The 26,249-nt window shown below is 71.0% G+C and carries 24 protein-coding genes and 1 tRNA gene; 20 read left to right on the top strand and 5 right to left on the bottom strand.

The features are described from left to right. The first annotated feature begins 75 nt into the window (after positions 1-75). The 8 genes from K377_RS11570 (at position 76) to K377_RS11535 (ending at position 7,862) form a co-directional block, all read left to right on the top strand. Positions 76-2,196: an FtsK/SpoIIIE domain-containing protein gene (locus tag K377_RS11570; protein WP_111663138.1), complete on the top strand. Its 2,121-nt coding sequence runs from the start codon at positions 76-78 to the stop codon at positions 2,194-2,196. Positions 2,197-2,400: 204 nt separating this feature from the next. Further along, on the top strand, positions 2,401-2,850 hold the full coding sequence (locus tag K377_RS11565; protein WP_111663137.1) for a hypothetical protein: 450 nt from the start codon (positions 2,401-2,403) through the stop codon (positions 2,848-2,850). Between the two features lie 88 nt (positions 2,851-2,938). Then, positions 2,939-3,628, top strand: a complete 690-nt coding sequence (locus tag K377_RS11560; RefSeq protein WP_111663136.1) for a DNA cytosine methyltransferase — start codon at positions 2,939-2,941, stop codon at positions 3,626-3,628. Then, positions 3,625-4,542, top strand: a complete 918-nt coding sequence (locus tag K377_RS11555; RefSeq protein ID WP_111663135.1) for a bifunctional DNA primase/polymerase — start codon at positions 3,625-3,627, stop codon at positions 4,540-4,542. Before K377_RS11560 ends, K377_RS11555 begins: the two co-directional genes overlap by 4 nt. Then, the gene (locus K377_RS42215; RefSeq protein ID WP_202454981.1) at positions 4,539-4,895 is read left to right on the top strand and encodes a hypothetical protein; all 357 of its coding nucleotides are present in this window, start codon (positions 4,539-4,541) and stop codon (positions 4,893-4,895) included. Before K377_RS11555 ends, K377_RS42215 begins: the two co-directional genes overlap by 4 nt. After that, positions 4,892-6,052: a DUF3631 domain-containing protein gene (locus K377_RS11545; RefSeq protein ID WP_111663134.1), complete on the top strand. Its 1,161-nt coding sequence runs from the start codon at positions 4,892-4,894 to the stop codon at positions 6,050-6,052. The genes K377_RS42215 and K377_RS11545 overlap by 4 nt, the downstream gene beginning before the upstream one ends. 184 nt (positions 6,053-6,236) lie before the next feature. Continuing rightward, positions 6,237-6,422, top strand: a complete 186-nt coding sequence (locus K377_RS11540) for an AlpA family transcriptional regulator (protein ID WP_111663133.1) — start codon at positions 6,237-6,239, stop codon at positions 6,420-6,422. 63 nt (positions 6,423-6,485) lie between these two features. Continuing rightward, positions 6,486-7,862: a tyrosine-type recombinase/integrase gene (locus K377_RS11535; RefSeq protein ID WP_111663132.1), complete on the top strand. Its 1,377-nt coding sequence runs from the start codon at positions 6,486-6,488 to the stop codon at positions 7,860-7,862. Between the two features lie 137 nt (positions 7,863-7,999). On the opposite strand, the gene K377_RS11530 is transcribed toward K377_RS11535, so the two are convergent. After that, positions 8,000-8,084, bottom strand: a tRNA-Ser gene (locus tag K377_RS11530). 70 nt (positions 8,085-8,154) lie between these two features. Continuing rightward, entirely contained in the window at positions 8,155-9,651 is a 1,497-nt protein-coding gene (locus tag K377_RS11525; RefSeq protein ID WP_111663131.1) for a S1C family serine protease, read from the bottom strand. 361 nt (positions 9,652-10,012) lie between these two features. Between K377_RS11525 and K377_RS11520 the strand changes: the two genes are divergently transcribed. The 3 genes from K377_RS11520 (at position 10,013) to K377_RS11510 (ending at position 12,595) form a co-directional block, all read left to right on the top strand. Next, complete coding sequence (locus K377_RS11520) at positions 10,013-10,816, top strand: glycerophosphodiester phosphodiesterase (RefSeq protein ID WP_111663130.1); 804 nt, start codon at positions 10,013-10,015, stop codon at positions 10,814-10,816. Between the two features lie 71 nt (positions 10,817-10,887). Next, positions 10,888-11,526: an ATP-binding protein gene (locus K377_RS11515; protein ID WP_111663129.1), complete on the top strand. Its 639-nt coding sequence runs from the start codon at positions 10,888-10,890 to the stop codon at positions 11,524-11,526. 106 nt (positions 11,527-11,632) lie between these two features. Next, entirely contained in the window at positions 11,633-12,595 is a 963-nt protein-coding gene (locus K377_RS11510) for a DUF5926 family protein (protein WP_111663128.1), read from the top strand. Between the two features lie 249 nt (positions 12,596-12,844). Here the strand turns inward: K377_RS11510 and K377_RS11505 are convergent, their stop codons facing one another. After that, positions 12,845-13,504, bottom strand: coding sequence for a hypothetical protein (locus tag K377_RS11505; protein ID WP_111663127.1), 660 nt, complete (start codon positions 13,502-13,504; stop codon positions 12,845-12,847). A gap of 56 nt (positions 13,505-13,560) precedes the next feature. Beyond that, positions 13,561-14,253, bottom strand: coding sequence for a bifunctional DNA primase/polymerase (locus K377_RS11500; RefSeq protein ID WP_111663126.1), 693 nt, complete (start codon positions 14,251-14,253; stop codon positions 13,561-13,563). Positions 14,254-14,921: 668 nt separating this feature from the next. Between K377_RS11500 and K377_RS11495 the strand changes: the two genes are divergently transcribed. Together K377_RS11495 and K377_RS11490 are read left to right on the top strand one after the other, a co-directional pair. Continuing rightward, the gene (locus tag K377_RS11495; protein WP_237551473.1) at positions 14,922-16,322 is read left to right on the top strand and encodes a PP2C family protein-serine/threonine phosphatase; all 1,401 of its coding nucleotides are present in this window, start codon (positions 14,922-14,924) and stop codon (positions 16,320-16,322) included. A 134-nt stretch (positions 16,323-16,456) separates the two neighbouring features. After that, the gene (locus tag K377_RS11490) at positions 16,457-17,920 is read left to right on the top strand and encodes an aminopeptidase P family protein (RefSeq protein WP_111663124.1); all 1,464 of its coding nucleotides are present in this window, start codon (positions 16,457-16,459) and stop codon (positions 17,918-17,920) included. A 78-nt stretch (positions 17,921-17,998) separates the two neighbouring features. Here K377_RS11490 and K377_RS11485 read toward each other — a convergent pair whose 3' ends face one another. After that, complete coding sequence (locus tag K377_RS11485) at positions 17,999-18,457, bottom strand: ATP-binding protein (protein WP_111663123.1); 459 nt, start codon at positions 18,455-18,457, stop codon at positions 17,999-18,001. A 214-nt stretch (positions 18,458-18,671) separates the two neighbouring features. On the opposite strand from K377_RS11485, the gene K377_RS11480 reads away from it, so the two are divergent. The 7 genes from K377_RS11480 (at position 18,672) to pheA (ending at position 25,855) form a co-directional block, all read left to right on the top strand. Beyond that, positions 18,672-19,466, top strand: coding sequence for a hypothetical protein (locus K377_RS11480; protein WP_111663122.1), 795 nt, complete (start codon positions 18,672-18,674; stop codon positions 19,464-19,466). Positions 19,467-19,649: 183 nt separating this feature from the next. Continuing rightward, positions 19,650-20,387, top strand: a complete 738-nt coding sequence (locus K377_RS11475; protein WP_181512533.1) for a YcnI family protein — start codon at positions 19,650-19,652, stop codon at positions 20,385-20,387. A gap of 77 nt (positions 20,388-20,464) precedes the next feature. Next, on the top strand, positions 20,465-21,157 hold the full coding sequence (locus K377_RS11470; protein ID WP_161195029.1) for an SCO family protein: 693 nt from the start codon (positions 20,465-20,467) through the stop codon (positions 21,155-21,157). Then, the gene (locus tag K377_RS11465) at positions 21,154-21,609 is read left to right on the top strand and encodes a copper chaperone PCu(A)C (RefSeq protein WP_111663121.1); all 456 of its coding nucleotides are present in this window, start codon (positions 21,154-21,156) and stop codon (positions 21,607-21,609) included. The genes K377_RS11470 and K377_RS11465 overlap by 4 nt, the downstream gene beginning before the upstream one ends. 14 nt (positions 21,610-21,623) lie before the next feature. Next, positions 21,624-23,582, top strand: coding sequence for a copper resistance CopC/CopD family protein (locus K377_RS11460; RefSeq protein ID WP_111663120.1), 1,959 nt, complete (start codon positions 21,624-21,626; stop codon positions 23,580-23,582). 6 nt (positions 23,583-23,588) lie between these two features. Continuing rightward, positions 23,589-24,878 carry an iron uptake transporter deferrochelatase/peroxidase subunit gene (gene efeB, locus K377_RS11455; protein ID WP_111663119.1) on the top strand — a complete coding sequence of 430 codons (1,290 nt, stop codon included), beginning with the start codon at positions 23,589-23,591 and terminating at the stop codon, positions 24,876-24,878. A 44-nt stretch (positions 24,879-24,922) separates the two neighbouring features. Beyond that, the gene (gene pheA / locus K377_RS11450) at positions 24,923-25,855 is read left to right on the top strand and encodes a prephenate dehydratase (protein ID WP_111663118.1); all 933 of its coding nucleotides are present in this window, start codon (positions 24,923-24,925) and stop codon (positions 25,853-25,855) included. The last annotated feature ends 394 nt before the right edge of the window (positions 25,856-26,249 follow it).

The following is a 26,249-nucleotide window of genomic DNA, read 5'->3' as shown; positions in this document are numbered from 1 at the left end:
CCGCCGTACCAGGGCCCGCCCACCGTGGGCCCTGGTTCCTCCTGCCCGATTCCGGGCTGTCTGGAGTCAACACGCATGAGTGACAACGTCGTTCACCTGCACAAGAACCCCGACACCACCCCCGAACCAACCGCCAACGTCACCACCCTGAAGGTGGTTCCCGAGCCGCGTCCGGTGCCCCTGTGGGTGCGCTCCGGGCGGGCCGTTCGCAAGGTCACCACGGTCGACAACGCCCGCACGGCGGGCCGCCTGGGCGTCCGGCACACCACCTACGTGCTCGGCGGCGTCCGGATCGTGGCCCGCCGCACCTGGGACGGGCGCACCGCGGCCCGCTACGAGCGCCTGCTCCGCGCCGCCGAGGCGGCGGGGAACTACGAGGTCGCGGCCGAGTGGGAGGAGCGCGGGCAGCGCTACCGCGAGGCCCGTCACCGCCGCCGTATGGACCTGCTGACCTCGCCCATCGACGCCGCGAAGGGCGCCGCCGCCGGGGTGGGGCTGGGCATCGGCGGCCTGCTCGTCCTGGGCATCGCGATGGCCGTTGCCACCAAGGAAGTCGGCGACGTCGTCACGCCGCTGATGGCGGTCATCGGCTTCATCCGCCTGCTCATCACGATCGTGCAGGTCACCTGGGGGCCGCTCATCACCATCGGACCGCTGCTCGCCCTGCTCGGGTTGTGGGAGGTGGGACGGCGGGCGCAGGCGGCCCCGTACTGGGCGCTGCCCGACAACGTCCGCAGCAGCGAGGGTGAGCCGATCACGCCGTCGATCGTGGTCAAGGCCCTGCGCGACCTGGGCGTTGCCCCGCTGAAGAACGCCATCAAGGACATGGGCGACGCCGGCGCCTCCATGCTCGGCCCGATCCGGATCGCCGGATGCGGCGTCGAGGTCGACGTCACGCTTCCGTCCGGGGTGTCCACGATCGAGGTGCAGAAGCGGCGCCGGAAGCTCGCGGAGAACCTGACCCGGCACGAGCACGAGGTGTTCATCACGATCCCCGAGGCGGCCCGCACAGTGCGTCTCTGGATCGCCGACTCCGGCGCGCTCGATGAGCCGATCGGCCCGTCGCCGCTGGTCACCGACGAGACGATGACCGCCGACTACGCCAAGGGCAAGGCCCCTTGGGGGCAGGACCTGCGCGGCGACGCCGCTGAGTTGAGCGTCTACCAGCGCCACCTGCTGGTCACGGGTCTGTCCAACCAGGGCAAGACCGCCGCTCTGCGCGCGCTGGCCCTGTGGCTCGCACTCGATCGGTCGGTGCAGTTCTGGATCGCGGACCTGAAGGGCATCGGCGACTGGGCGATGTTCGAGGGCATCGCGTCGGTGCTGATCGAGGGCCCGTCCGACGAGCACGTGATCCAGGCGACCGAGATGGTGGAGGACGCCGTGGAGGAGATGAACCGGCGGATCGAGGAGCGCCGCAAGAACCCCGGCGTGGTGTTCCAGCCGCTGATCGTGACCGTGGACGAAGCACAGTTGGCGTTCATGTGCCCGGTCGTCGGCGACGACAAGCGACCGTATGGCGGGGCCAAGGCCACCTCCCGCTACTTCATGGGCGTCCGCAAGATTCACAACCAGGGCCGCGCCGTGGACGTGCTGATGTGGCAGGGCACGCAGGACCCCACCGACCAGAACCTTCCCAAGCTGGTCCGCGAGGGCGCCCACACCCGCGCCTCCCTCGTGCTGGGCACCGAGTCGCAGGCCCGGATGGCGCTCGGAGACAAGGCCGTTGACGGCGGTGCGGCGCCGCACCTGCTGCGCCAGGGCCTGGACAAGGGCACCCTCGTGGTCGCCTCCGACGGGATCGCCATTCCCGCCGGCCAGGCGTCCATCACCGTGCGCACGCACTTCATCGACGACGAGTCCGCCGCCGAGATCGCCGCACGGGCCAAGGCCCTGCGCGACGGCGTCACCACCCTGCGCGTCATCGACCGCACCGAGGACCGCGACGAACTCGCCGACGTCGCCGCCGTCATCGGCGACGCGCCCCGGCTGCGCACCGATGAGGTCCTGAAGCGGCTGCACGCGCTCGACACCGCCGCCTACGGCGAGTGGAACAACGGCAAGTTGAAGCGGCTGCTCGAAGAGCACGGCGAGGAGCCGAAGAAGTCCCACGGGGTCATGGTCGTCCGCCGCGACGACGTGGCCCGCGCCCTCGCCAACCGCGACAACGACGGTTCCGCTTCCGCCGCCGAGTAGCGGGGAGAAGCCACCACCTGCGCCGGGGAGGCGGGGAGAACTCCCCAACCCCCTCCCCGGACCAGTCTCCCCGCCCTGATCAGCACAAACATCATTTCAGGGAGGCGGGGAGGCGCCCAGCTCACGCCCCCTGACACCCCCTCCACAGCGCACCCCGAAGGGTGTGCCTCCACCTCCCCAACCGAGCACCGGAAGGGATTCCACATGCTGCCCGAACCTGCTCACCACACGGCCGTACAGGCGCCCGTCATCGTCCACCAGCCCGCCCCGATCCAGCCCGTACAGGCGGCGCCGGTCGTGGTGCAGCCGGGGCAGATCCCCACGGTGCAGACCATCGTGCTGCCCGACGGGCGTGCGGTCACCGGCTACGCCATCAACCCCGTCCAGCCCGAACCGCTCACGACCAAGCCGGTCGTCTCGCGGGCGGCGGTGAACGTCGCGCTCGGCGGCGTCGGCTTCCTCGCGGTGTGCGGCGGCCTGCTGCTGCTCACCACGTTCATTGCCGCACTCGCCGCGCTCATCCACCAGCTCATCGTCTTGGCCGCCGTCGTCTTCGGCGGATGGATCGCCGTGCAGGTGCTCGGCGCCTCGCGCGGCGGGACCACAGTCAACATCCGCAAGGCGATCTTCAAGCGCAACCACTTCCACGGCTAGCTACGCCAAGGGCGGCCCCACCTCACGCCAATGACGCGGGGCCGCCCTTGTCACCCAGTACGCCACTAACGGACTGGAGACATCCAGCATGACCCAACCCATCCTCATCCGGCGAGACGGCCACAGGCCGCGCTTACTGGACCTCTTCTGCTGCCAGGGCGGCGCGGCCAAGGGCTACGCCGACGCCGGATTCGACGTGACCGGCGTCGACCACGACCCGCAGCCCCGCTACCCCTACCGGTTCGTGCAGGCGGACGCGATCGCGTTCGTCCTCGCTCACGGTGCCGAGTTCGACTTCATCCACGGCTCGCCGCCGTGCCAGCACGACACCGACTGTCAGCGCATCCAGGGCAACGACCACCCGGACCTGATCGACCCCACCCGCGTCGCCCTGGAGAAGACCGGCCGCCCGTGGGTGATGGAGAACGTCGGCGGCGCGGCGGCCAAGCTCCGTCAGCCGGTCATGCTGTGCGGGATCATGCTCGGCCTGGACGTCTACCGTCACCGGTTCTTCGAGACCGGCGGCGGCTTCACCCTCGACCAGCCGCAGCATCCCGCGCACCTGGTGCCGCAGGCCAAGATGGGCCGCCCCGTCCCGCCCGGGCACTACGGGCAGTACGTCGGCAACTTCTCCGGCGTCCAGCAGGCGCGCGACATCCTCGGCGTGCCGTGGATGAACCGGGACGGCATCCGCGAGTGCATCCCGCCCGCCTACACCGAGCACATCGGCCGCGCCGCCCTCGCACACCTGCGGCCCGCACTGGGGGTGGCGGCATGACCACCATCCCGGGCATCTCCCTGGAGTGCCTGCCGATGCTCGCCGCCGCCCTCACGGCGGCCGAACAGGGCTGGCGTGTCTTCCCCCTGCGCCCTGGCACCAAGCGGCCCGCGCTGCACGGTGAGAGCGTCTGCCCGCGTACCGGAGCGTGCGAGCACGGGCACGTGAAGTGGGAGCAGCGCGCCACCACCGATCCGGACCGCATCCATGCCGCATGGTCTACGGGTCCGTTCAACGTCGGCATCGCGACCGGCCCTTCCGGGCTGCTGGTCGTCGACCTCGACAAGCCGAAGGACAAGGGCAGTTCGGACGCGCCTGACGGCGCGGCAACCTTCGGGGCGCTCTGCGAGCGCGCCGGCCACGCCGTCCCCGGCACCTACCGGGTGCGGACCGCGAGCGGCGGAACCCACCTGTACTTCACCGCCCCCGACGGCGCCCGCTACGCCAACACCGCAGGCACCATCGGCGAGTTGGTCGACACCCGGGCGTGGGGCGGATACGTCGTCGCGGCGGGCAGCACCACCCCGACCGGAGCCTACGAAGCCGTCAGCGGCCCCGTGCCGCTCCCATTGCCCGAATGGATGCAAACCATCCTGAAACCGGCCCCCAAGCCGTCTACGGACCCTCTGAGGCTTCCTGTGGCCGATGGGAGCCGCGCGGCACTCGCCGCACTCGAAGCCGAATGCACCATCGTCGCGGCCGCGCTGGAGTCTCAGCGCAACACCACGTTGAACCGGTGCGCGTTCAAGGTGGGGCGGTTCGTCGCGTGGGGCGACATCGCCCGGCACGTGGTTGAGGAGGCCTTCCAAGGGGCGGGGGAGTCGAGCGGTCTCACGCCGGCCGAGTGCCGCACGACCATCCGCAGCGCCCTGGACAGCTCCGCGCGGACCGTCCGGCCACGGGAGGCGGCATGACCACCAACCCCCGCCCCCGCTTGGAAGGCCAACCCGCCACCCCGGTACGGCTGCACGCCGCCCCACAGCCTGTGGACGAGTCGGGAGTGGGCGCCCGAAAGGTGGTCGCCGAAGGCGTCCGCACTGCTCGTGGTGTGGACCCGCACGGCGACGACGGACGCCGCCCCATCGCCTGGCTGACCATCAACGCGCCCGGTCGCGGACGCACCCCCACCGCCACCTCGTGGTGCGCGTGCGGACGCGACCTGCGCGCCCGTGGACAAGCCGACGTGTTCGCCCTCGTGGCCAGTCACGACTACCACCGCACCGCGTGCCCCCTGCGCAACCCCCAGGAAGGAAGGGCCGCCGCATGACCAGCACCATCGACGGCGCCGCACTGCTCGACGAGGTGGAAGCCTTCCACCGCCGCTTCAACGTCTTCCCCACCGAAGCGGCCTACGTCGCCGTGGCGTTGTGGGACGCACACGCGCACCTGCTCGACTGCTTCGACTCCACTCCGCGGCTCGCCTTCCTCTCCCCCGAGCCGGGTTCGGGGAAGTCCCGGGCGCTGGAGATCGTGGAAACCCTCGTGCCGCACCCCATGGTCGCGGTCAACGCGTCCGCCGCCGCCCTCTTCCGGGCGGTGTCCGGAGCCGACGGGCGGCCCACGATCCTCTTCGACGAGATCGACACCATCTTCGGCCCCAAGGCCGGAGACAACGAGGACCTGCGCGGCTTCCTGAACGCCGGACACCGGCGGACCGGGGTCACCTACCGGTGCATCGGCGACGGTGGCAACCAGACGGTCCAGGCGTTCCCGTCGTACTGCGCGGTCGCGATGGCAGGACTCGGCTCCCTGCCGGACACGATCCTCACGCGGTCCGTCGTCATCCGGATGCGGCGGCGGGCCCGCAACGAACGGGTCGAGCCGTTCAGGGCCCGCATCCACGAGGCCGAGGGCCACAAGCTCCGCGACCGCCTCGCCGAATGGGCCGAACAGGCACGCGGGTTCGTCCTCGGCGCGTGGCCGGAGATGCCCGACGGCGTCACCGACCGCCCGGCCGACGTGTGGGAACCGCTGCTAGCCATCGCCGACGCCATCGGCGGAACCTGGCCCGAGCGGGCCCGAGAAGCGTGCGTGACGCTGGTCAAGGCAGCCCAGACCACCGACAAGCACAGCGTCGGCATCCGGCTGCTGACCGACCTGCGCGACCACGTCCTGATCGGCGTCGACAAGCTGCCCACCATCGCCATCCTCGACCGGCTCAACGCCCTCGACGACGCCCCATGGGCCGACCTCGACGGCAAGCCTCTCGACAACCGCCGTCTCGCCCGGATGCTCGCCGAGTACATGACCGCCGACAACACCCCCATCAAGTCCCGCAACATCCGCACCGCCGGCGGAGTGCTGAAGGGCTTCCACGCGGAGGATCTGACGGACGCGTGGGCGCGCTACTGCCCGCCCCCTGTCCAGGAGTCCGCTACATCCGCTACGCCGCTACAGCCCAGCTCAGAGCCCCTGACTCTGTAGCGGCACCCAAGCGTGTAGCGGCTACGCCCGCTACGGCTTAGCGCACGCGTAGCCGCTACACGCCACCCCTCCGCTACAAAAACACCCCCGCTGACCTGCGATGTAGCGCTGTAGCGGATGTAGCGGACTTCCCAGAAGGGGGCCGAGAGCCCCGCTCCGAACACTTCCCCCCAGGAGTCGCACCGTGGCACGCCCCAAGATGCTCAAGCTCCCTGAAGTCCTCGAAGAGATCGAGATGAGTCGCTCCGCCTTCTATCGAATGCGAGCCCGCGGTGAGGCCCCCAAGCTCACCAAGCTCCCCAATGGCCACCTTCGATGCCGCCGCAGCGACTTGGACGCGTGGTGGGCCACGCACGAGATCGCAGCCTGACAGTCGACCGCCCCAGAGGGGACCCGCCTAGAGGCTGGGTCCCCTCCTGTACGTAGGAGCACGATGCACAGCTATGACGTGCGCATTTGGAGCGTCCGCAAGCGTCCCAGCAAGGCGGCCCCTTTCCAGCTCCGCTGGAAGGTCGACACAACGGAGCACCAAGAGAAGTTCGCTACCAAGACCCTCGCGGACGCGCGCCGGGCGGAACTCCTGACGGCAACACGGAAAGGTGAGCCGTTCGACACGGAGACCGGGCTTCCCGTTACAGAAGTGCGCGAGCGGAACCGCACGAGTTGGTACGCCCACGCTCGCGCTCACGCAGCACGGAAGTGGCCGACGGCGGCGGCAAAGCACAGGGCCAGCATCGCGGAGAGTCTGACTATCGCCACGATGGCGCTCTGCCCGGCGGGGAAAGGGCGCCCAGCGGACGACCTCTTGCGACGCGCCCTCTATCAGTGGGCGTTCAACGCCGGACGGCACAACCAGGAAGTACCTGAAGCAGAAGCCCAAGCCCTGACGTGGGTGGAGCGGAACGCGCCGGCCGTGGTCGACCTGGACAGCGCCCGGCGCGTCCGCACCGTCCTGGAACACCTGGCCAAGCGCCAAGACGGCAAAGCGGCTGCTGCCAACACGTTCCGGCGTCGCCGTGCCGTGCTGAGCAACTGCCTACGCCTGGCCGTGGAAAACGAGTTGCTGCCGGGCAATCCGCTGATGCGCGTGCACTGGGAGACGCCCAAGGCGGTAGAGGAATTGGACGCTCGCAGCGTCGCCACGCCTGCGCAAGCACGGGCGCTGCTGGACGCGGTCCGCGCACAGGGACCGCGTGGTGCCCACCTGGTCGCGTTCTTCGCCTGCATCTACTACGCCGCGATGCGTCCCGAGGAAGTCTCCATGCTGAGCGAGGACCAGTGCGACCTCCCCGCAGAAGGGTGGGGGCGGCTCATGCTGGCCGGCGCCCGTCCACAAGTGGGGTCCGCGTGGACGGACGACGGCAAGCCCTACGAGGAGCGGCAGTTGAAGCATCGGGCCCGACGTGCGGTCCGGCCCGTTCCTATCCCTCCGGTCCTGGTTGCCATCCTGCGCGCCCATCTCGACGCTTTCGGAACCACGGCCGAGGGCCGCCTGTTCAGCGCTGTACGGGGCGGTCCGATCCGCTCGCAGGAGTACGGGGCCGCGTGGAAGGAAGCACGCAGGACGGCGCTCACGGCCGCGCAGGTTGCCTCACCGCTGGCCGCGATCCCGTACGACCTGCGGCACGCCTGCGTGTCGTTCTGGCTTCGCTCCGGAGTGAGCCTCGCCGAGACCGCACGGCGGGCGGGCCAGAGCGTGGCGGTCCTCCAGCGCTACTACGCCAAGGTGCTGGACGGCGAGGAAGCCAAGATGAACGCCCTGATCGAGCGAGGGTTGGCAGAACACGAGGGGCAGCCCAAGGGGGCCTGAATCCTGGCCGCAGGTTGGCCGCACGCGCTGGTCAACGGTGGGACACAGCCGGAACAGGGTGGGACACGGTCATGCAGAAGGGGTGCCCCTCTGGAGAGGGACACCCCTTCTGACCTGCAAGCCTCTGACCTGCTACGCGGTGGGTGTGGGATTTGAACCCACGGTGACTCTCGCCACGACGGTTTTCAAGACCGTTCCCTTAGGCCGCTCGGGCAACCCACCCCGCGCCCCTGAACGGCTGACAGCCGTCGTGGCGCGGGGACCAGGGTAGCGGGTCCCTGTGGTGGGGCCGTCAGCTGCTGTCGCCCTTGCGTTCGCCGAGGGTCACGTCCACCGTGTGCTCCTTGCCGTCACGCGTGTACGTGAGCTTCACGGTGTCGCCGGGCTTGTGCGTCCAGATCTGGCCGATCAGGGTCGGGCCCGAGTCGACCACCGTGTCGTCGAGCTTGGTGATCGTGTCGCCGGACTTGAGGCCCGCCTTGGCCGCCGGGCCGTTCGGCGTGACGGCCGCGGAGCCGCCCGCGCCCTGCTCGGTGATGGTCGCCCCGCTGGTGTTCTCGTCCATGGAGACGGTGGCGCCGATGACGGGGTAGACCGGCTCGCCGGTCTTGATCAGCTGCTGGGCGACCATGTCGGCCTGGTTGATCGGGATGGCGAAGCCGAGGCCGATCGAGCCGGACTGGCCCGAACCGCCGAGGCCGCCGCTGGAGGCGGACTGGATGGCGGAGTTGATGCCGATCACGTTCCCGCTGCCGTCCAGGAGCGGGCCGCCGGAGTTGCCCGGGTTGATCGAGGCGTCGGTCTGCAGGGCGCTCATGTACGAGGCCTTGCTGCCGCTGGAACCGTCGCTGGAGGCCACCGGGCGGTCCTTGGCGGAGATGATGCCCGTCGTCACCGTGTTCGACAGGCCGAAGGGCGCGCCGATCGCGATGGTCGAGTCGCCGACCGCGATCTTGTCGGAGTTGCCCAGGGGAAGCGGCTTGAGGTCGTTCGGCGCGTTCTTCAGCTTGATGACCGCGACGTCGTAGCCCTGCGCGTGGCCGATCACCTCGGCGTCGTACTTCTTGCCGTTCGAGAACGTCGCCGACAGCTTGCCGCCGTCCACGGCCTCCGCCACCACGTGGTTGTTGGTGAGGATGTGGCCTTCCTTGTCGTACACGAAGCCGGTGCCCGTGCCGCCCTCGCCGTTGCTGCCCTCGGCCTCGATGGTGACCGTGCTGGGCAGCGCCTTGGCGGCCACGCCCGCGACGGTGCCCGGGTCGCGCTTGACGTCGGCGGGGCTGGAGGCGGAGACGGTCGTGGAACCGCTGCCGCCGTCGTCGTTGCGCTCCGCCGCCCAGTAGCCGACGCCGCCGCCGACGACGCCCGCGACCAGCGCGGCCGCGATGATCCCGGCGAGGAGACCGCCGCGCTTGCCGTCCTTCTTGGGCTGCGGCTGCTGGTAGGAGGCGCCCCACGCCGTCCCGTCGGCGCCGCCCGCGCCACCGCCCGACGCGTAGGCGGGAACAGCCGGCGGCGGGGGCGGCCAGTCGCCCACCGGGGAACTGCTCGCGGCGGGCGCACTCTGCTCGCCGTACGCCCCGGGCGCGCTCTGTGCTTCCTGCCGCTCACCCGGCGCCCCATGGTCGCCGGGCACCGCTCCCTGGCTCACCGTGTCGTACCCGGCCCCCTGGGGAGCCGACGGGGCGGACCCCGGCGCGGGCGGTGCGGGAGCAGCGGGAGCGTCCACCGGCACGGGAGGTGCGGACGGGGCAGGGGGGACCGAAGTGCCCTCGTTCTCGGTGCTCACAGCTTTCTCTCCTCGATCCACGGCTGTCGTGTCGCCAGTCAGGTTGTGCGGGTACCCGATCTTCTTCGGGCTGAAGCGATCCAGGACGATCCATTGCCATCGCTATGCGATCGCTCTCGATTGTCACAGCCCGCTTCGATCCGGACAGCGGCCGCGATACGCCCGCCGTCGCTCACCACGTCGGCATGGTCCTGTCACGGTCCAGTTGTGCTGTTGTACGCCGTCAGCTTTTCCCACGGGACGTCAGGGCACCATAAGACGATCCTGTGCGCCCGATGACATCCTTTATGTCGGACGAAACGGGCGCACCTGCACGGCCGAACTTTCTCGCCGTCACGCCGCGCGGTGGCACCATGACGCGGTGACCCACGCACCACAGCAACGCATCCAGGTCGTCGCCCACCGCGGAGCCTCGGAGGACGCTCCCGAGCACACCCTGGCCGCGTACAGAAAGGCGATCGAGGACGGTGCGGACGCGCTCGAATGCGATGTGCGGCTGACCGCGGACGGCCATCTGGTCTGCGTCCACGACCGGCGCGTCAACCGTACGTCGAACGGCCGCGGGGCCGTCTCCGCACTGGAACTCGCCGACCTGGCCACCCTCGACTTCGGCTCCTGGAAGGACAGCGAGGAGGGCCCCGACTGGGCGGGCAGCGCGGCCGACACCTCCGTACTGACCCTGGAGCGGCTCCTCGAACTGGTCGCCGACGCGGGCCGCCGCGTGGAGCTGGCCATCGAGACCAAGCACCCCACCCGGTGGGCGGGCCAGGTCGAGGAGCGGCTGCTGCTCCTGCTCAAGCGGTTCGGCCTGGACGCGCCGCCGCCGGACGAGCCCTCCCCCGTACGCGTCATGAGCTTCTCCTCGCGCTCCCTGCTGCGTGTCCAGGAGGCGTCACCGACGCTGCCGACGGTCTACCTGATGCAGTTCGTCTCGCCGCGCCACCGCGAGGGACGCCTCCCCAAGGGCGTACGGATCGCGGGGCCCGGCATCCGGATCCTGCGCAGCCACCCCGGTTACGTGGAAAAGCTCGCTCGCGCGGGTCACCAGGTGCACGTCTGGACGGTGAACGAGCCCGAGGACATCGACCTCTGCGTCCGGCTCGGCGTCGACGCGATCATCACCAACCGCCCCGCGGCTGTACTGCAGCACCTCGGCAGAAGCTGATTCCGGCCACCTTCACCCCGAACGTCACAGGGTGTGCCCCGGCGCGTTCGTTCCGTATTCGATCGTTACGAGTGCGTCACCGCACAGGGATTGGCCGGTTTCCGGTCCAGTCCATTGGGGCATCCACACCGTGGCGTGGGGCAAAGGAGGTCTCGGGGGTGGCGTTGGTGGTGGCACAGGAGGTGCCCGCTTCGTCGAGCATGGCCGTACCCCATGGCCCTGCCGGCGTGGGCGAGGCACGACACCGGATGCGTGATCAGCTCCGTATCAGCGGTGTGCCGGAAGCGGTCGTCGACGATGCGGTTCTGATCCTTTCCGAACTGCTCAGCAATGCCTGCCGGCACGGCAGGCCACTGGGCGACGAACTGGCCGGGGACGGCGACGTACGGGCCGCGTGGCGGGTGGACGACCGCGGCTGCCTGACGGTCGAGGTGACGGACGGCGGAGGCCCGACGCGCCCCGTTCCGGCCACGCCGTCGGTCACGGCGCGCGGCGGCCGCGGGCTCAACATCATCTCGGCGCTCGCCGACGACTGGGGCGTACGGGACGACCGGCGGGGCGAGGTCACCGTCTGGGTGGTCGTACACAAAGACGTGCACGCCCGGGCGACGGCGCACCGCCGCGACGACTTCGCGACGCGCATCGCCTCACCTCCCGTCACGGACCTGGCCGGCCTCGGCTTCGCGGACGCCTTCGACGACCTGGGCTGACCCGGGTCCCCGGTGGCCGGTGGGCGGGCGGAGTCCCACCGGTGTCGGTACGAGGGGCTAGGCTCGCGCCCGTACGCAAGCGAGCCGTATCCGGGAGACACCCAAGATGGCCAAGAAGCGCCCCCAGACCAAGGGCAAGCCGCACGTCACCGACGGGACGATCCCGGTCGTCGGCGCCCGCGAACCCTGCCCCTGCGGCAGCGGCCGCCGCTACAAGGCCTGCCACGGCCGGGCCGCCGCGCACGCGGTGACCGAGCTGGTGCAGCGCCCCTTCGAGAACCTGCCGGGCGAGGGCGACTGGGTGGCGCTGCGCGAGCTGGTGCCCGCGGCGACCGTCGAGCTGACGCTGAAGGACGGCCTGCCCGACGGTGTCCCCTCGGTCGCCCTCGCGACCGTGCTGCCCATGGCGTGGCCCGCGCTGCGCCGCGACGACGGCTCGGTCCTGCTGGGCCTGCAGAACGACACGTCGTCCGGCGACCTCAGCCGCGACCTCGCCGACACCCTGCTGCGCGCCCTGGAGGCCGAGCCGGGCAACCCCGTGCAGGCCCGGCGCGCGCCGGCGGACGGACCGCGTCTTCAGGACGTCCTCGACCCCGAGGGCGCTTTCGAGCCGGTCGTGCACACGGGCTTCGAGTTCTGGGTCCCGGACTCGGAGAACGCGTCGGGCGAGGTGGCCGCCTCCCTGGAGCGGGCCAACGCCGCGGCCATCCCGACCGTGAAGCTGGCCGGTGTGGACAGCGCCTACTGGTGCGAGACCCCGGAGAAGAACCACCTGCGCTGGGTCATGCCGCACCCCGAGGAGAAGCTCCTCGACGCGCTCGCGCGGCTGCACGCGGCCGGCACGTCCTCGCTCGGCGAGGGCACCCGGCTCGTCGGCTCCTTCCGGGCGCACGGTCTGACGGTGCCGGTGTGGGACCTGCCGAGCGCGGTCAAGGCCGACGACATCGAGAAGCCCGCCGCCGAGTTCGCCGAGCGGCTCGCCGCCGCGCTCGCCACGGACGCACCGCTGACCGCTGACGAGCGTCGCGCGCGCGGGGGACTCACCAACCGCCAGGTGACCCTCAGCTGATCCACAGCCTCCGCGGGGACCGTCCCGAGCTGACCGACCGGTCAGCAGCTCGGGGTCCGGGAACACGCCGTTCGGACTGGGTGACTCCTGTCACAACTCCCAGTAGTTGCAGGTAAATCCATGTCCGAATAGAAGAGATCGAATTTGCTAACTGCCGATCTCTTGTTACCGTTCAAGTAGCCCGGTTGCTGGTGCATCCCCCGTCGCCAGCAACCGGGCGCTTTCATGTCCGCCTGCCGGCGAGGCGGCTCAACGCCCCTGCGCGGGCGCCGAATTGCTGCCCGAGCGCAGCAGCAGCGGCCCGTCGCCGGTCGCCGCGTACTCCGCCACCGCCGCGTACTCCGCGGCCCGCCCCGTGGTCCGCTCCCGGGGCGTCTCGCACAGGCCGGGCTCGTCCTCCGCACCCACCGCGCAGTGGATCTGCACCGTGCGTCCGCCGGGCGCCATCAGGGTCAGGACAGCGCCAATTTCCGCGCCGGTCGCATTGCGGTAGTAGGTCCGCGCCCACGTGTCCCGCCCCTGGGTCAGGACACACGTCTGCGCCTCGACGCCGTCCGGGGAGGCGAGTTGCGGGCCGCACTGGGTGGCCGTGGCGAGGCCCAGGCCGAGGCTCTTGAGGAGCGAGGGCTCCTGGGGCGGCCGCCCGTCCGGGGCGGCGGCGTCCGGGCTCGTGGCGTCCCGGGCGGGGGAGTCGTCGACCTTGTCCGCCGTGCCCGACCGGGGCGATCCGGCCTGCTCCGCGACCGGCCGCGCGGGCCCGTCGTCCACCGGCCCCGCGGTCGCGCCCGCCAGCGGCAGTGCGGCGGTGAGCACCACCACGGCGAGCAGCCCGAACAGCCGCAGACGCGCGTGGGGACGCTCCTGCTCGGGCCGGTGCGGAACGTCGGGGCGGGGTGGCGCGGCAGGCATGCGCCGAAGATATCGGCGCACACCCCGCACGACGGCTCGCCGCGCGCCCGATACCCCTACAACTCGGGCGCGCTCACACCCGTACGAGTGAGGGCGTCCACGACCGCGTCGACCACGGCCTCCACATCGGGCACCCAGGGCGCCGCCGAACCCGGCAGCGGCGCGCGCTCCCAGCGGACCTGTCCGGCGCCCGTACAGGACGGCGGCAGGGCCACGTAGCCGCCCTCGCCGTGGAAGCGCAGGGAGCCGGGGACGAAGTCCTGCGCGTACAGCAGCTCGCCCAGCTGCTCCATGGAGTACGGCGCCACGAGGATGAAGAGCCGCTCCGGGGTCGCGATCACCGGACCGAGCCGGATCTCCTTGCGGTCGAGCGCGGCGAGCGCGCGGGCACCCGCGACGGCCGGCAGGCTCACGGCGCAGGGCGCGCGCCCCTCCGTGCCTCCCGAGGCGCCCGTCGCGAGCACGATCGGCGCCTTGGGGCGGTTGGTCCACCACCAGCGGACCATGCGCTCATCGGTCGTCGCGGCGAGCAACCCCGGGTCGAAGGGGTGCGCGCCCGGCACCGTGCACTCCGGGTCCGGGCACGCGCACCGGACGCCGTCACGACGCCCCGCCGCTTCGAGCCCGATGCCCGGCAGAACCGGCCACCGCCACGCTGTCGCGAACGTGAGGGCCGCGCTGATCAGGTCAGACTTCCCGCTGTCACGCCTGGACAGGAGCCTGCGTCGCCTTCCGAGGATCTCGCGCATGAGCGCTCGTTCCTTTCCGTAGCCGAAGAGAACGCTATGGGCCACATCACACCATGTGTCGATCAGTCACTGCGCGTACGTGCTGGAGCGCCCGACCCCAGCCGGAACCGTCGGCCTGAGGCAGGGGTAACCCCTATAGTCCGAGCGCCTGCTGTGTCCTTTAAAAGCCTGGCGTGGGGTGGCGACGCCTGGCGTTTGCCGTCCCGCGTATTTCTCGCCGTCTCCCCCACGGGAGGATGGGGCACGGCCGTCGATGGTTATGACGCCCGGGTCCGCCACCAGGTTCCGGGTGGATCGTGCTGGATCCCAACTGCCCCTGGTCTTCTCCGATTACGTACCCACCGCGGCCGCTATGACGCTCTGGTGACCACAGCTGAACAATGCCAGTCGACCGCAATACACCGATCGATGAGTCGTTTTTTGGCCAAGTTAGAACGATCTAGATCGGTGCGAGTTCGCGAGTTGATCTACGAGGGGGACAAGATCTCTTTACCGCAGAAGTCACTTCCGCACCATGGACACCGGGAAAACCGGCAGGACAATGCTGGACATCCCCTCTCCAGTGCGTGTAGATGTGGAGACATTGCTAGCGGCGCAGAGCTAATAAGGCTGACATGGGGGTTTGCAATGCTATCCAGCAATATGCACCGGTCGGAAAGCCGGAAGTCATGACGGCCCCCCGTCTGCCGAAAGTGGCCGGAATCGATTCCCCTCCTGGACAGGTTCCCTCTCCCGCACACACGGTCCCGCCCGCATCCACCGTGTCCCCGGCGTCTCCGGTGACCTCCGTCCCGTCCGCCCCCGGCGCCGTCATCCAGGACCGCCTCGCCGGCTGGGTGTCGGATCTCACGACCCTCCACGAACTCACGGAACGGCTGGCCCGCACCGCGGCACTGGAGGAGGCGCTGCACGAGCTGCTGCGCGCCGGAGCCGCCCTGGTGGGCGCCCGGCGCGGACTCGTCGTCCTGGAGCCGGGCGACGGACGGGGCCCCGACACCACCGTCGGCCTCGGCCTCTCCCGGCCCGATCTCGGCCACATCGAGACGGTGCCGCGCGGCGCCACCTCGTACGGGCGGATTCTGGACGGACTCAGCACCGACCCGGAGGCGCGCGCCGATCTGCTCGCCGAGGACGGACTCGACCCGCGCCACCGCGAGGTCGCCGCCCGGCTCGGCTACGCGGCGAGCTACGCGCTGCCGCTCGCCACCGAGGCGGCGGGACGGCTGGGCGCCGCGGTCTGGCTCTACGACGAGCCGGCCGAGCCCGGCGAGCGCCCGCGCCACCTCATCGGCCTGTACGCCGCGTACGCCACCGAGCACCTGGCCCGCCTGCTCGACCGGGAGCGCACGCGCGCGTGGTCGGACACGCTCGCCGAGGAGCTGCTGCCCGCACGGCTGCCCCGGGTCCCCGGTGTGCAGCTCGCCGTGCGCCATCGCACCGGGCCGCGCGGCGGCGGCGACTGGTTCGACGCGCTGCCGCTGCCCGAGGGCGCGCTCGGCCTCGCCGTCGGGTCGGTCACCGGCTCCGGCGCGAGCGCGGTCGCCGCGATGGGGCGGCTGCGTGCGTCCTTGCGCGCGTACGCCGTCATGGAGGGCGAGGACCCGGTCGCGGTCCTGTCCGACCTGGAGCTGCTGATGCGGCTGACCGAGCCCGCGCGCAGCGCCACCGCCCTGTTCGCCTACTGCGAGCCGGCCCAGCGCAAGATCGTCCTCGCGGGCGCCGGGCACACCCCGCCCCTGGTGATCGGCGAGCGGCGCACGGAGTACACCGAGACGACGGTCTCGGCGCCGCTCGGGATGCTCGCCTGCTGGGAGGCGCCGAGCGCGGAGATCACGCCGGAGCCGGGCGAGACGGTGCTGCTGTACACGGACGGCCTGCTGCGCCGCACCGGAGACGCCATGGACCGCGCCTTCACCCGGCTGCACGCGGCCGCATCGAGCGTCCCCCGGGCAGCCCGCGAGGACCCCGAGGCCCTCGTCGACCACATCCTGCGCACGATGCTCCCCGACGGCCTGGACACGGCCGACAGCGACGAGGACGTCGTGCTGCTCGCGGCACGCTTCGAGTAGGCGCCCACGCACTGCCTGTGAGCGGCCCTGTAAGAGGTCGTCCGGCCCTGGACCCCCTTCCGTACGCTCGTACGATGGAGGGGGTCCATCGCCGTTACCAGGCCATTCCAGCGGACCCGCGTCGAGGAGGAACCGTGTCGGAGGAGCTCACCCCGGAAAACCCGGAGACCCCGGAGGCCGAGGAGCCCATCAAGCAGCGCAAGAACGGCCTCTACCCGGGCGTATCGGACGAGCTCGCCGAGAACATGAAGTCCGGCTGGGCCGACACCGAGCTGCACGACCTGCAGCCGATCGCGCAGGCCGCCGAGACCGCCGCCCGCCGCAAGGCCCTGTCCGCCCGTTTCCCGGGCGAGCGTCTCGTGGTGCCCGCGGGCAACCTGAAGACCCGCTCGAACGACACGGAGTACGCCTTCCGCGCCTCCGTCGAGTACGCGTACCTCACGGGCAACCAGACGGAGGACGGCGTCCTCGTCCTGGAGCCCACCGCGGACGGCCACCAGGAGACGATCTACCTCCTGCCGCGCTCGAACCGCGAGAACGGCGAGTTCTGGCTCGACGGCCAGGGCGAGCTGTGGGTCGGCCGCCGTCACTCGCTGACCGAGGCCGCGACGCTGTACGGCATCCCCGCCTCCGACGTGCGCGAGCTGGCCGACGCCCTGCGCGAGGCCACCGGCCCGGTGCGCGTCGTGCGCGGCTACGACGCCGGCATCGAGGCCGCCCTGACCGACAAGGTCACCGCGGAGCGCGACGAGGAGCTGCGCGTCTTCCTCTCCGAGGCCCGCGTCGTGAAGGACGCCTTCGAGATCGGCGAGCTGCAGAAGGCAGTCGACTCGACCGTGCGCGGCTTCGAGGACGTCGTGAAGGTCCTCGACAAGGCCGAGGCGACAAGCGAGCGCTACATCGAGGGCACGTTCTTCCTTCGCGCGCGCGTGGAGGGCAACGACATCGGCTACGGCTCCATCTGCGCCGCCGGCCCGCACGCCTGCACCCTGCACTGGGTCCGCAACGACGGCCCGGTCCGCTCCGGCGACCTGCTCCTGCTGGACGCGGGCGTGGAGACGCACACGTACTACACCGCCGATGTCACGCGCACGCTGCCGATCAACGGCACGTACAGCGACATCCAGCGGAAGATCTACGACGCCGTGTACGAGGCCCAGGAGGCCGGCATCGCGGCGGTCAAGCCGGGCGCCAAGTACCGCGACTTCCACGACGCCTCGCAGCGCGTGCTCGCCGAGAAGCTCGTCGAGTGGGGCCTGGTCGAGGGACCGGTCGAGCGCGTCCTGGAGCTGGGGCTGCAGCGCCGCTGGACCCTGCACGGCACCGGCCACATGCTCGGCATGGACGTCCACGACTGCGCGGCCGCGCGCACCGAGGCGTACGTGGACGGCACGCTGGAGCCCGGCATGTGCCTGACCGTCGAGCCCGGTCTGTACTTCCAGGCCGACGACCTGACGGTCCCGGAGGAGTACCGCGGCATCGGCGTCCGGATCGAGGACGACATCCTCGTCACCGAGGACGGCAACAAGAACCTGTCGGACGGGCTGCCGCGCCGGGCCGACGAGGTCGAGGCGTGGATGGCCGGCCTGAAGGGCTGAGCCACCGGCGTTCCGTTCCCGAGGGCCGTGACCTGCTGGTCACGGCCCTCGGGCGTGTCCGGGCGTCCGGCGGTGCGTTCAGACCGCCGCCATCAGCGGCGCGTCCTTCCGCCACTTGAGGATCTTGTCGAAGCTGACCACGGCGCCGCCCCGCCCCGGCTTGTTCACGAAGTGCGCGTGGTCGGCCAGTTCCCGGATGAGGCACAGCCCGCGGCCGTTCTCCGCCTGGGCGGACACGGGACGGGTGAGCGTGCGGTTCTTCGTCGGCGGGAACCCGGGGCCCGAGTCGGCCACCTCGATGCGGCAGGTCTCGCCGTCCAGATAGGCGGTCACGCGGTACGCGCCCGGGGTGCCGCCGGTGGCCGTGGACCCGCCGTGCTCGACGGCGTTCGCGCAGGCCTCGCTGAGCGCGACCGACAGGTCGTAGGAGATGTCCGGGTCGACCCCCGCGGTCTCCATGGTGCCCATGAACAGGCGCCTGGCCAGCGGCACGCTCGCAGCATCCCGTCGCAGATGGACGGACCACCAGATGCTCATGCTGCAGCCTCCAGGTCGCGGCTCGACATACCGATACGTATTGCCTCCACCGGCCTTGCGCAATCACGGAGTTGACGTGATTGCGCCCATATAGCCGACGCGCGGACCCGTGTGGACGGTATACGGACGGGTACGTACGGCATGAGGGGAAGATTCCGGACCTTGCGGACCTGCCGCATGGCGGGGGTGGGCCCAGTGCGATGATGAGGCCGCCATGACTGCCCCCCACCGGCGCCGCACACACGGCGCGGCCGACCTCCGGCTGCTCAGGGCCGCGGTGTTCGCCGCGGTCTGCGTCGTGCTGTCCGCGGCGGGGCACGTCCTCGGGTCGACCGCCACCGTGCCGCTGTGGACGCTGGGGCTCGGCTCCCTCCTCGCCTTCTGCGCGGCCCTGCCGATGGCCGGGCGCGAGCGCTCCCTGCCCGGCATCGCCGCCACCCTGGGAGTCGGGCAGATCGCCCTGCACAGCCTCTTCGGCCTGGGCCAGAGCCACGCTTCCATGACCATGGGCACCGACCGGTCGTCCATCGTGGAGCGGGCCGCGCGGCTCATGTGCGGGGCGGGCGCCTCGGCGCTCAGCCCGGCGCAGGCACGGCGGATCCTCGACGACGCGGGAGTGCCGGCCGGCAGCGGGCACCAGGACATGGTGATGGGCGGCGGCTCCACGATGGCGCTGCTGCCGTCGCTGCCGATGGTCATCGGCCACCTGCTGGCCGCGGCCGGCGCCGGATGGCTGCTGCGCCACGGCGATCTCGCCCTGGGCCGCATCGTGGCGCTCTCGCGGCACTCGGCGCAGGGAGTCGCCGGGGCGGCGCGCGCCCGTGCCCTGCGCGCGGCGCTCGCGCTCGTCCGCGCCCTGCGGGCCGGGCTCCCCGGAGCGCCCGAGGCGCTCCCGCGGGTCGCGCGGCCCGGGTTCGCCGCACCGCTCGTTCCGCGGGCCGCGGCACTCGCGCATTCGGTGAGCCGACGCGGGCCGCCCGCCGCCGACGCGTTCCTTCTCGCCGCCTGACACGGCCTCCGACACGTCTCCGCGCAGTGCGTGGGGTGAGGTGTGCCGTGCGGCACGCGCGCGTACCCGCCTTTTTTGTCGCCTTAATGCGGCCTGCTTCGTTGCGGCCCACTTAATGCGGCCTGTTCGGTGCGCGCTCCTCACCCAACGCCGGATCCCACTGAACGTGGAGTTCTCACTGTCATGAAGAAGATGTCCCGCACCGCTCTCGTCGGTGCCGCCGCCGTCTCCTCCGTCGTCCTCGTCTCCGCCCCCGCCTTCGCACACGTGAGCGTGCAGCCGGAGGGTGCCGCCGCCAAGGGCGGCTACGCGGTGATCGACTTCAAGGTCCCGAACGAACGCGACGACGCGGCCACCACCAAGCTCGAGGTCAACTTCCCGACCGACCACCCGCTCGCGTCCGTGATGCCGGAGCCGGTGCCGGGCTGGAAGGCCGAGGTCACCAAGTCCAAGCTGGACAAGCCGCTGGAGATGCACGGCGAGAAGCTCACCGAGGCCGTCTCCAAGGTCACCTGGACCGCGACCGGCTCCGGCGCCGACAAGGGCGTGCAGCCCGGCTACTTCCAGAAGTTCCCGGTGTCCGTCGGCCAGCTGCCGACCGACGCCGACCAGCTCGTGTTCAAGGCGATCCAGACGTACGACAACAAGGAGGTCGTGCGCTGGATCGAGCCGCAGCAGAAGGGCCAGGAGGAGCCGGAGAACCCGGCGCCCACCCTGACCCTGTCGGCCGCGGCCGACGACGAGCACGGCGCGTCCGGCGCCTCGGCGTCCGACGACCACAAGGAGGCGGCGGCCGCCACCTCCGACACGTCCTCCGACAGCGACACCACCGCCCGCGTCCTCGGCATCGTCGGCATCCTCGTCGGCGCCGCCGGTGTGGCGTTCGGCGTCCTGGCGGGCCGTCGGCGTACCAACGGCTGACCACCCAGGGCGGGTGCCGGGGTCGCGGTGGGCGACCCCGGCATCCGCCGGCCCCCTCACAACCGGGAAATACTTGTATGCGCACGACCATGAAGATGAGCAAGAAGACCTTTCGTAGCAAGAAGACCCTCTTCGCCGTCGCCGGCCTGGTCTCGGCGGCCGCGCTCACGCTGACCGCCTGCGGCAGCGGTGACGGCGGCGACAAGCCGGTGACCGAGGTGTCGACGGAGGCCGGCTCGCAGAAGGCCGCGACCGTCCTCGACAAGCCCTTCGAGAAGCCGGACCTGGTCCTCACCGACACCCACGGGAAGAAGTTCGACCTGCGGGAGAAGACCAAGGGCAAGCCGACGCTGATCTACTTCGGCTACACGCACTGCCCCGACGTCTGCCCGCTGACGATGAGCAATCTCGCCGTCGCCACGAAGGCCCTGTCCCCGGCCGAGCGGAAGCAGCTGCAGGTCGTCTTCGTCACGACCGACCCGGACCGGGACACCCCGGCCGTCCTCGGCAAGTGGCTCAAGGCGCAGGACCCCGACTTCATCGGCCTGACCGGCGACTTCGCCACCATCCAGGGCGGCGCCCGCACCCTCGGCATCTCCATCGAGCCGACGCAGAAGGACAAGAACGGCAAGCTGGTGTCGATGCACGGCACGCAGGTCATCGCGTTCTCGCCGAAGACCGACGCCGGATACGTCCTGTACGGCGAGGACGCCACGGTCGACGACTACACCAAGGACCTGCCCAAGCTGGTCCAGGGGGCGAAGCCGTGAGGCGCGCGCCGCTGGCCCTCGGAGCGGTCGTGCTGGCGTCCGGGCTCGCGCTCGCCGGGTGCGGCGGCTCGTCGTCGGGCACGCCGGACGTGAAGGTCGCGGACGCGTTCATCCCCGAGCCCGCGTCCGGGGACATGGCGGCCGGGTTCTTCGTCGTCCACAACAGCGGCGGCGCCGACACCCTCACCTCGGTGAGCAGTTCCGTCGCCGGCGACGTGACCATGCACAGCACCAAGGACGGTGTCATGCGCGAGCAGAAGTCCTTCGCCGTGCCCGCCGACGGCGATCTCGACTTCGAACGGGGTGGCAATCACCTCATGTTCGAGAACCTCAAGCGAAAGCCGAAGGAAGGCGACAAGGTGACGGTGAAGCTCCACTTCGCCGAGTCCGGGACCGTCGAGGTCGCGTTCCCGGTGAAGGCCGCCACCTACAACCCGACCGCCGCTCAGTGAGGGGCTGACCCGACGTGAAGACCATCGCTCCCCGCTTCCGGCACCTGATACTGCTGTTTCTCGCCGTCACCGGCGCGCTCCTGGCCGGTGCCGCTCCCGCGTCCGCGCACGCCGCGCTGACCGGCAGCGATCCCGGGCAGGGAGCGGTGGTCCAGCAGGCGCCGAAGCAGGTCTCCCTGACCTTCTCCGAAGAAGTCGCCATGTCGAGCGGCGCGGTGCGCGTGCTCGACCCGTCGGGCAAGCGCGTCGACAACGGCAAGGTCGGCCGGCTGAAGGGCACCACCTACACGGTGGGCCTGCACGCGGGCCTGCCCGACGGCACGTTCACCGTCGCCTACCAGGTCGTCTCGGCCGACAGCCACCCCGTCTCCGGCGCCTATACGTTCTCCATCGGCGCCCCGTCCAAGACCTCCGCCGTGGTCACCGACCAGAACGCGGGCGGAGGCGTCGTCGGCACGCTCTACGGTGCCGGGCGCTACGTCTCGTACGCGGGCTTCGTCCTGCTCGTCGGCGGCGCCGCGTTCGTGCTCGCCTGCTGGCCGCGCGGTGCCGGGATCAAGCCGGTGCAGCGAGTCGTGGTCGGCGGCTGGACCGCGCTCACCGCGGCCACCATCGCGCTACTGCTGATGCGCGGCTCGTACACCGGGTCCGGCAAGGTCGCCGACATCTTCGACATGGCGCTGCTCGGCCAGGTCCTGCAGACGAAGACGGGCGCCGCGCTCACCTCCCGGCTGCTGCTGCTCGCCGCGGCCGCGCTCTTCATCGCCGTCCTGTTCGGGGCCTACGTGAAGCGGGCCGAGGACGGCGACAAGAAGGAGATCAAGGACCTCACCTTCGGTCTCGCCGTCGGCGGCACGGTCGTCGCCGCCGGTCTCGGCGCCACCTGGGCGATGGCGGAGCACGCCTCCACCGGCATCCAGGCGGGGCTCGCGATGCCCGTCGACGTGCTGCACCTGCTGGCCGTCGCCGCCTGGCTGGGCGGCCTGACGACGCTGCTCGTCGCGCTCTACCGGGCGCCCTCCATCGAGGCGTCGGCGGTGCGCAGGTTCTCGCGCGTGGCCTTCTGCAGCGTCGTCGTGCTGGCCGCCACCGGTCTGTATCAGTCCTGGCGGCAGGTCGGCTCGTGGTCGGCGCTGACCGGGACCACGTACGGGCAACTGCTCCTGGTCAAGGTCGGGCTCGTCGCCGTGCTCGTCGGCATCGCCGGGATCTCCCGGCGGTGGACCGGCCGGATCACGGCCTCGGCGGCCGCGCCGGAGACCGTGGGGGAGCAGCGCACGGACTCCTCGGACACGGCCTCCTCGGAGGGCTCGGTCTCCTCGGAGGAGGTCGTTTCCGAGGAGGAGGTCGTGTCCGAGGAGAAGGAGCCGGTCGCCGTCGCCGCGGGAGGCACCAACGACGACCCGCGACGGGCCGCCCAACTCGCCCGGCAGCGCGCCGCGATGACCACCGCCCGCGAGAAGCGGGTCCGGGACGCCGACCCGCACCGCTTCGGCCTGCGACGGTCGGTGCTCGCCGAGGCGGGCGTCGCGGTCGTACTGCTCGCCGTCACCACGGTGCTCACCTCCACCGAGCCGGGCCGCACCGAGGAAGAGGCCAAGTCCGCCACCTCGGCCGCGCAGACCCAGGCCGGGCCGCTCTCCCTGAAGGTGCCGTTCGACACCGGCGGCCAGGACGGCAAGGGCACGGTGCTGCTGGACATCGAACCGGCCCGCACCGGCGACAACACCATGCACCTCTACGTTCAGCGGCCGAACGGCAAGGGCTTCGACGTCCCCGAGGTCAAGGTCGCCCTCACCCTGAAGGCGAAGAACATCGGGCCGCTCACCGTCACGCCCGACCGCATCGCCACGGGACACTGGAGCGCGAGCGGTGTGCAGATCCCGGTGGCCGGCGACTGGAAGATCGAGGTGACCGTGCGCACCTCGGACATCGATCAGATCACTGTCTCCAAGAACGCGAAGATCGGCTGAACCACCATGGCTGACATCCAGGCCGACACCCAGGCCGACTCCGAGAGCGGTACCGCGGCGGCCCCCGGCATCACCCGGCGCCGGCTGATCGGTACGGCGGGCGCGACCGGCGTCGCCCTGGGCGCCGTCGGCGCGGGAGCGGGGTACGCCGTGGCGTCCTCGAACTCCCCCGAGCAGCCGCAGGCGTTGACGTCGCTCGGCACCGACGCGGTGATGTTTCACGGGAAACATCAGCCCGGCATCACCACGCCGATGCAGGCCCGCGGCCATCTCGTCGCCTTCGACCTGGCGGCGGGCGCGGGCCGCAAGGAGGCCACCGCGCTGCTGCGCCGCTGGTCGGCGACGGCGGAGCGGCTGATGGCGGGCGAACCGATGACGTCCGGGGACACCGATGTCGCCCGAGACGCGGGCCCGTCCTCCCTCAGCGTCACCTTCGGTTTCGGCCACAGCTTCTTCTCCCGTACGGGTCTGGAGAAGCAGCGCCCGGGTGCCCTGGACCCGCTGCCCGACTTCTTCTCCGACCACCTCGACAAGGCGCGCAGCAACGGCGACCTGTGGGTGCAGATCGGCGCCGACGACGGGCTCGTCGCCTTCCACGCCCTGCGCGCGATCCAGAAGGACGCGGGGAGCGCGGCGAAGGTCCGCTGGCAGATGAACGGCTTCAACCGCTCGCCCGGCGCCACCGCCCGGCCGATGACGACCCGCAATCTGATGGGCCAGATCGACGGCACCGACAACCCGAAGACGTCCGACGCCGACTTCGACCGGCGGATCTTCGTGCCCGCGTCGGGCTCGGCGCAGTCGCCCGCGTGGATGGGGCACGGCTCGTACGCGGTCGTCCGCCGGATCCGGATGCTCCTCGACGACTGGGAGGAGCAGTCGGTCGCGGCGCAGGAGGCCGTCATCGGGCGCAGGAAGTCGACGGGCGCGCCGCTGACCGGGGGCGACGAGAGCACCGAGATGAAGCTCGACAAAACGGACGGGAACGGCGATCTCGTCGTCCCGCTCAACGCCCATGCGCGTATCAGCCGTCCGGACCAGAACGGCGGGGCGGCGATGCTGCGCCGCCCGTTCTCCTTCCACGACGGCATCGGCACGGACGGCGTCCCCGACGCGGGCCTGCTCTTCGTCTGCTGGCAGGCGGACCCGCTGCGCGGCTTCGTCCCCGTGCAGCGCAAGCTCGACCGCGGCGACGCGCTGTCGCGGTTCATCCGCCACGAGGCGAGCGGGCTGTTCGCGGTGCCGGGCGGCGCGGACAAGGGCGGGTACGTGGGACAGGCGTTGCTGGAGGCGTGACGCTTCCGTGAGCCGGGCGGGGCCAGGCCCATTAGGGTGACCTCATGCCAGCCAGCTATGCGTACCTCGGTCCCGAAGGCACCTTCACCGAAGTCGCCCTGCGCACGCTTCCGGAGGCGGCCACCCGGGAGCTCATGCCCGTCGTGTCGGTCCCGGCCGCGCTGGACGCGGTCCGCAGCGGCGAGGCCGAGGCTGCGTTCGTGCCGATCGAGAACTCGGTCGAGGGCGGCATCACCACCACCCTCGACGAGCTGGTGGCGGGCGCGCCGCTGATGATCTACCGCGAGGTGCTGCTCGACATCACCTTCGCGCTGCTGGTGCGGCCCGGCACGAAGCTGGGCGACATCAAGACGGTCACCGCGCACCCGGCCGCGCAGCCGCAGGTCCGCAACTGGATGCAGGCCCACCTTCCCGACGTGACCTGGGAGTCCTCGGCGTCGAACGCGGACGGGGCGCGGCTCGTGCAGGAGGGCCGGTTCGACGCCGCGTTCGCCGGCGCCTTCGCCGCGTCCACGTACGGGCTCGAACCGCTGGTCACCGAGATCCACGACGCGGAGAACGCGCAGACCCGCTTCGTGCTCGTCGGCCGGCCGGCCCGGCCCGCTGCGCCGACCGGGGCGGACAAGACGTCGGTGGTCATCTGGCAGCGCGAGGACCATCCCGGTGCGCTGATGGAACTGCTCCAGGAGTTCGCCATCCGTGGCGTCAACCTGATGCTGCTGCAGTCCCGGCCGACCGGGAAGGGCATCGGTGACTACTGCTTCGCGATCGACGCGGAGGGGCACATCTCCGACCGCAGGGTCGCCGAGGCGCTGATGGGCCTGAAGCGGGCGTGCCCGCAGGTCCGTTTCCTCGGCTCGTATCCGCGGGCGGGGGTCGCCGTCGCCGATGTGCGGGAGCCGCGGACGGGGACGTCGGACGGCGAGTTCGTGGCGGCGTCGGACTGGCTGGCGCGCTGCCAGGACGGGCGGTTCTGACCGGCTGACCAGCCGGGATCCAGGCGGGTTTCGGGCGGGGTCCAGGCGGGTTCCAGGCGGGTTTCGGGCGGATTCTCCACCGTCCAGTCCGGCTTCTTCCTGCTTCCGCACCCTGTCCTACCAGCGGATTTTCTTCGTCCACAAGAGTTATCCACAGGTCCGCATCTCGACCTGGGGACAAGTCGACAGCAAGGCGTGACATGGTCGACAAATCGCCCTACAGGCCGCAAGTGCATCCACAGCCACGCACGTCACCCCTCGTCCACTCTTTTCCCTTGATCAACTCTTTGGAGTGAAGCAATTCCACCCGAAAGTGAGTATGAGGAGGGTTTGGAACGGGAATCCTTCGCGATACATGCGGCTTTCGGAATGATCTCCTCCGGCATCCACAGCC

Origin of the sequence: Streptomyces sp. PsTaAH-137 (assembly GCF_003259365.1) — a bacterium.
GTDB lineage: Bacteria > Actinomycetota > Actinomycetes > Streptomycetales > Streptomycetaceae > Streptomyces.
The sequence above is the reverse complement of the archived record's forward strand: the minus strand, read 5'-3'. Positions and strand labels throughout refer to the sequence as shown.

Coding starts and splice junctions, on each gene's coding strand:
- K377_RS11535 (WP_111663132.1), top strand. CDS start 6,486: ATGCACAGCTATGACGTGCGCATTTGGAGCGTCCGCAAGCGTCCCAGC.
- K377_RS11495 (WP_237551473.1), top strand. CDS start 14,922: ATGACGGCCCCCCGTCTGCCGAAAGTGGCCGGAATCGATTCCCCTCCT.
- K377_RS11555 (WP_111663135.1), top strand. CDS start 3,625: ATGACCACCATCCCGGGCATCTCCCTGGAGTGCCTGCCGATGCTCGCC.
- K377_RS11500 (WP_111663126.1), bottom strand. CDS start 14,253: ATGCGCGAGATCCTCGGAAGGCGACGCAGGCTCCTGTCCAGGCGTGAC.
- K377_RS11475 (WP_181512533.1), top strand. CDS start 19,650: ATGAAGAAGATGTCCCGCACCGCTCTCGTCGGTGCCGCCGCCGTCTCC.
- K377_RS11510 (WP_111663128.1), top strand. CDS start 11,633: ATGGCCAAGAAGCGCCCCCAGACCAAGGGCAAGCCGCACGTCACCGAC.
- K377_RS42215 (WP_202454981.1), top strand. CDS start 4,539: ATGACCACCAACCCCCGCCCCCGCTTGGAAGGCCAACCCGCCACCCCG.
- K377_RS11545 (WP_111663134.1), top strand. CDS start 4,892: ATGACCAGCACCATCGACGGCGCCGCACTGCTCGACGAGGTGGAAGCC.
- K377_RS11505 (WP_111663127.1), bottom strand. CDS start 13,504: ATGCCTGCCGCGCCACCCCGCCCCGACGTTCCGCACCGGCCCGAGCAG.
- K377_RS11560 (WP_111663136.1), top strand. CDS start 2,939: ATGACCCAACCCATCCTCATCCGGCGAGACGGCCACAGGCCGCGCTTA.
- K377_RS11485 (WP_111663123.1), bottom strand. CDS start 18,457: ATGAGCATCTGGTGGTCCGTCCATCTGCGACGGGATGCTGCGAGCGTG.
- K377_RS11470 (WP_161195029.1), top strand. CDS start 20,465: ATGCGCACGACCATGAAGATGAGCAAGAAGACCTTTCGTAGCAAGAAG.
- K377_RS11480 (WP_111663122.1), top strand. CDS start 18,672: ATGACTGCCCCCCACCGGCGCCGCACACACGGCGCGGCCGACCTCCGG.
- K377_RS11570 (WP_111663138.1), top strand. CDS start 76: ATGAGTGACAACGTCGTTCACCTGCACAAGAACCCCGACACCACCCCC.
- pheA (WP_111663118.1), top strand. CDS start 24,923: ATGCCAGCCAGCTATGCGTACCTCGGTCCCGAAGGCACCTTCACCGAA.
- K377_RS11565 (WP_111663137.1), top strand. CDS start 2,401: ATGCTGCCCGAACCTGCTCACCACACGGCCGTACAGGCGCCCGTCATC.
- efeB (WP_111663119.1), top strand. CDS start 23,589: ATGGCTGACATCCAGGCCGACACCCAGGCCGACTCCGAGAGCGGTACC.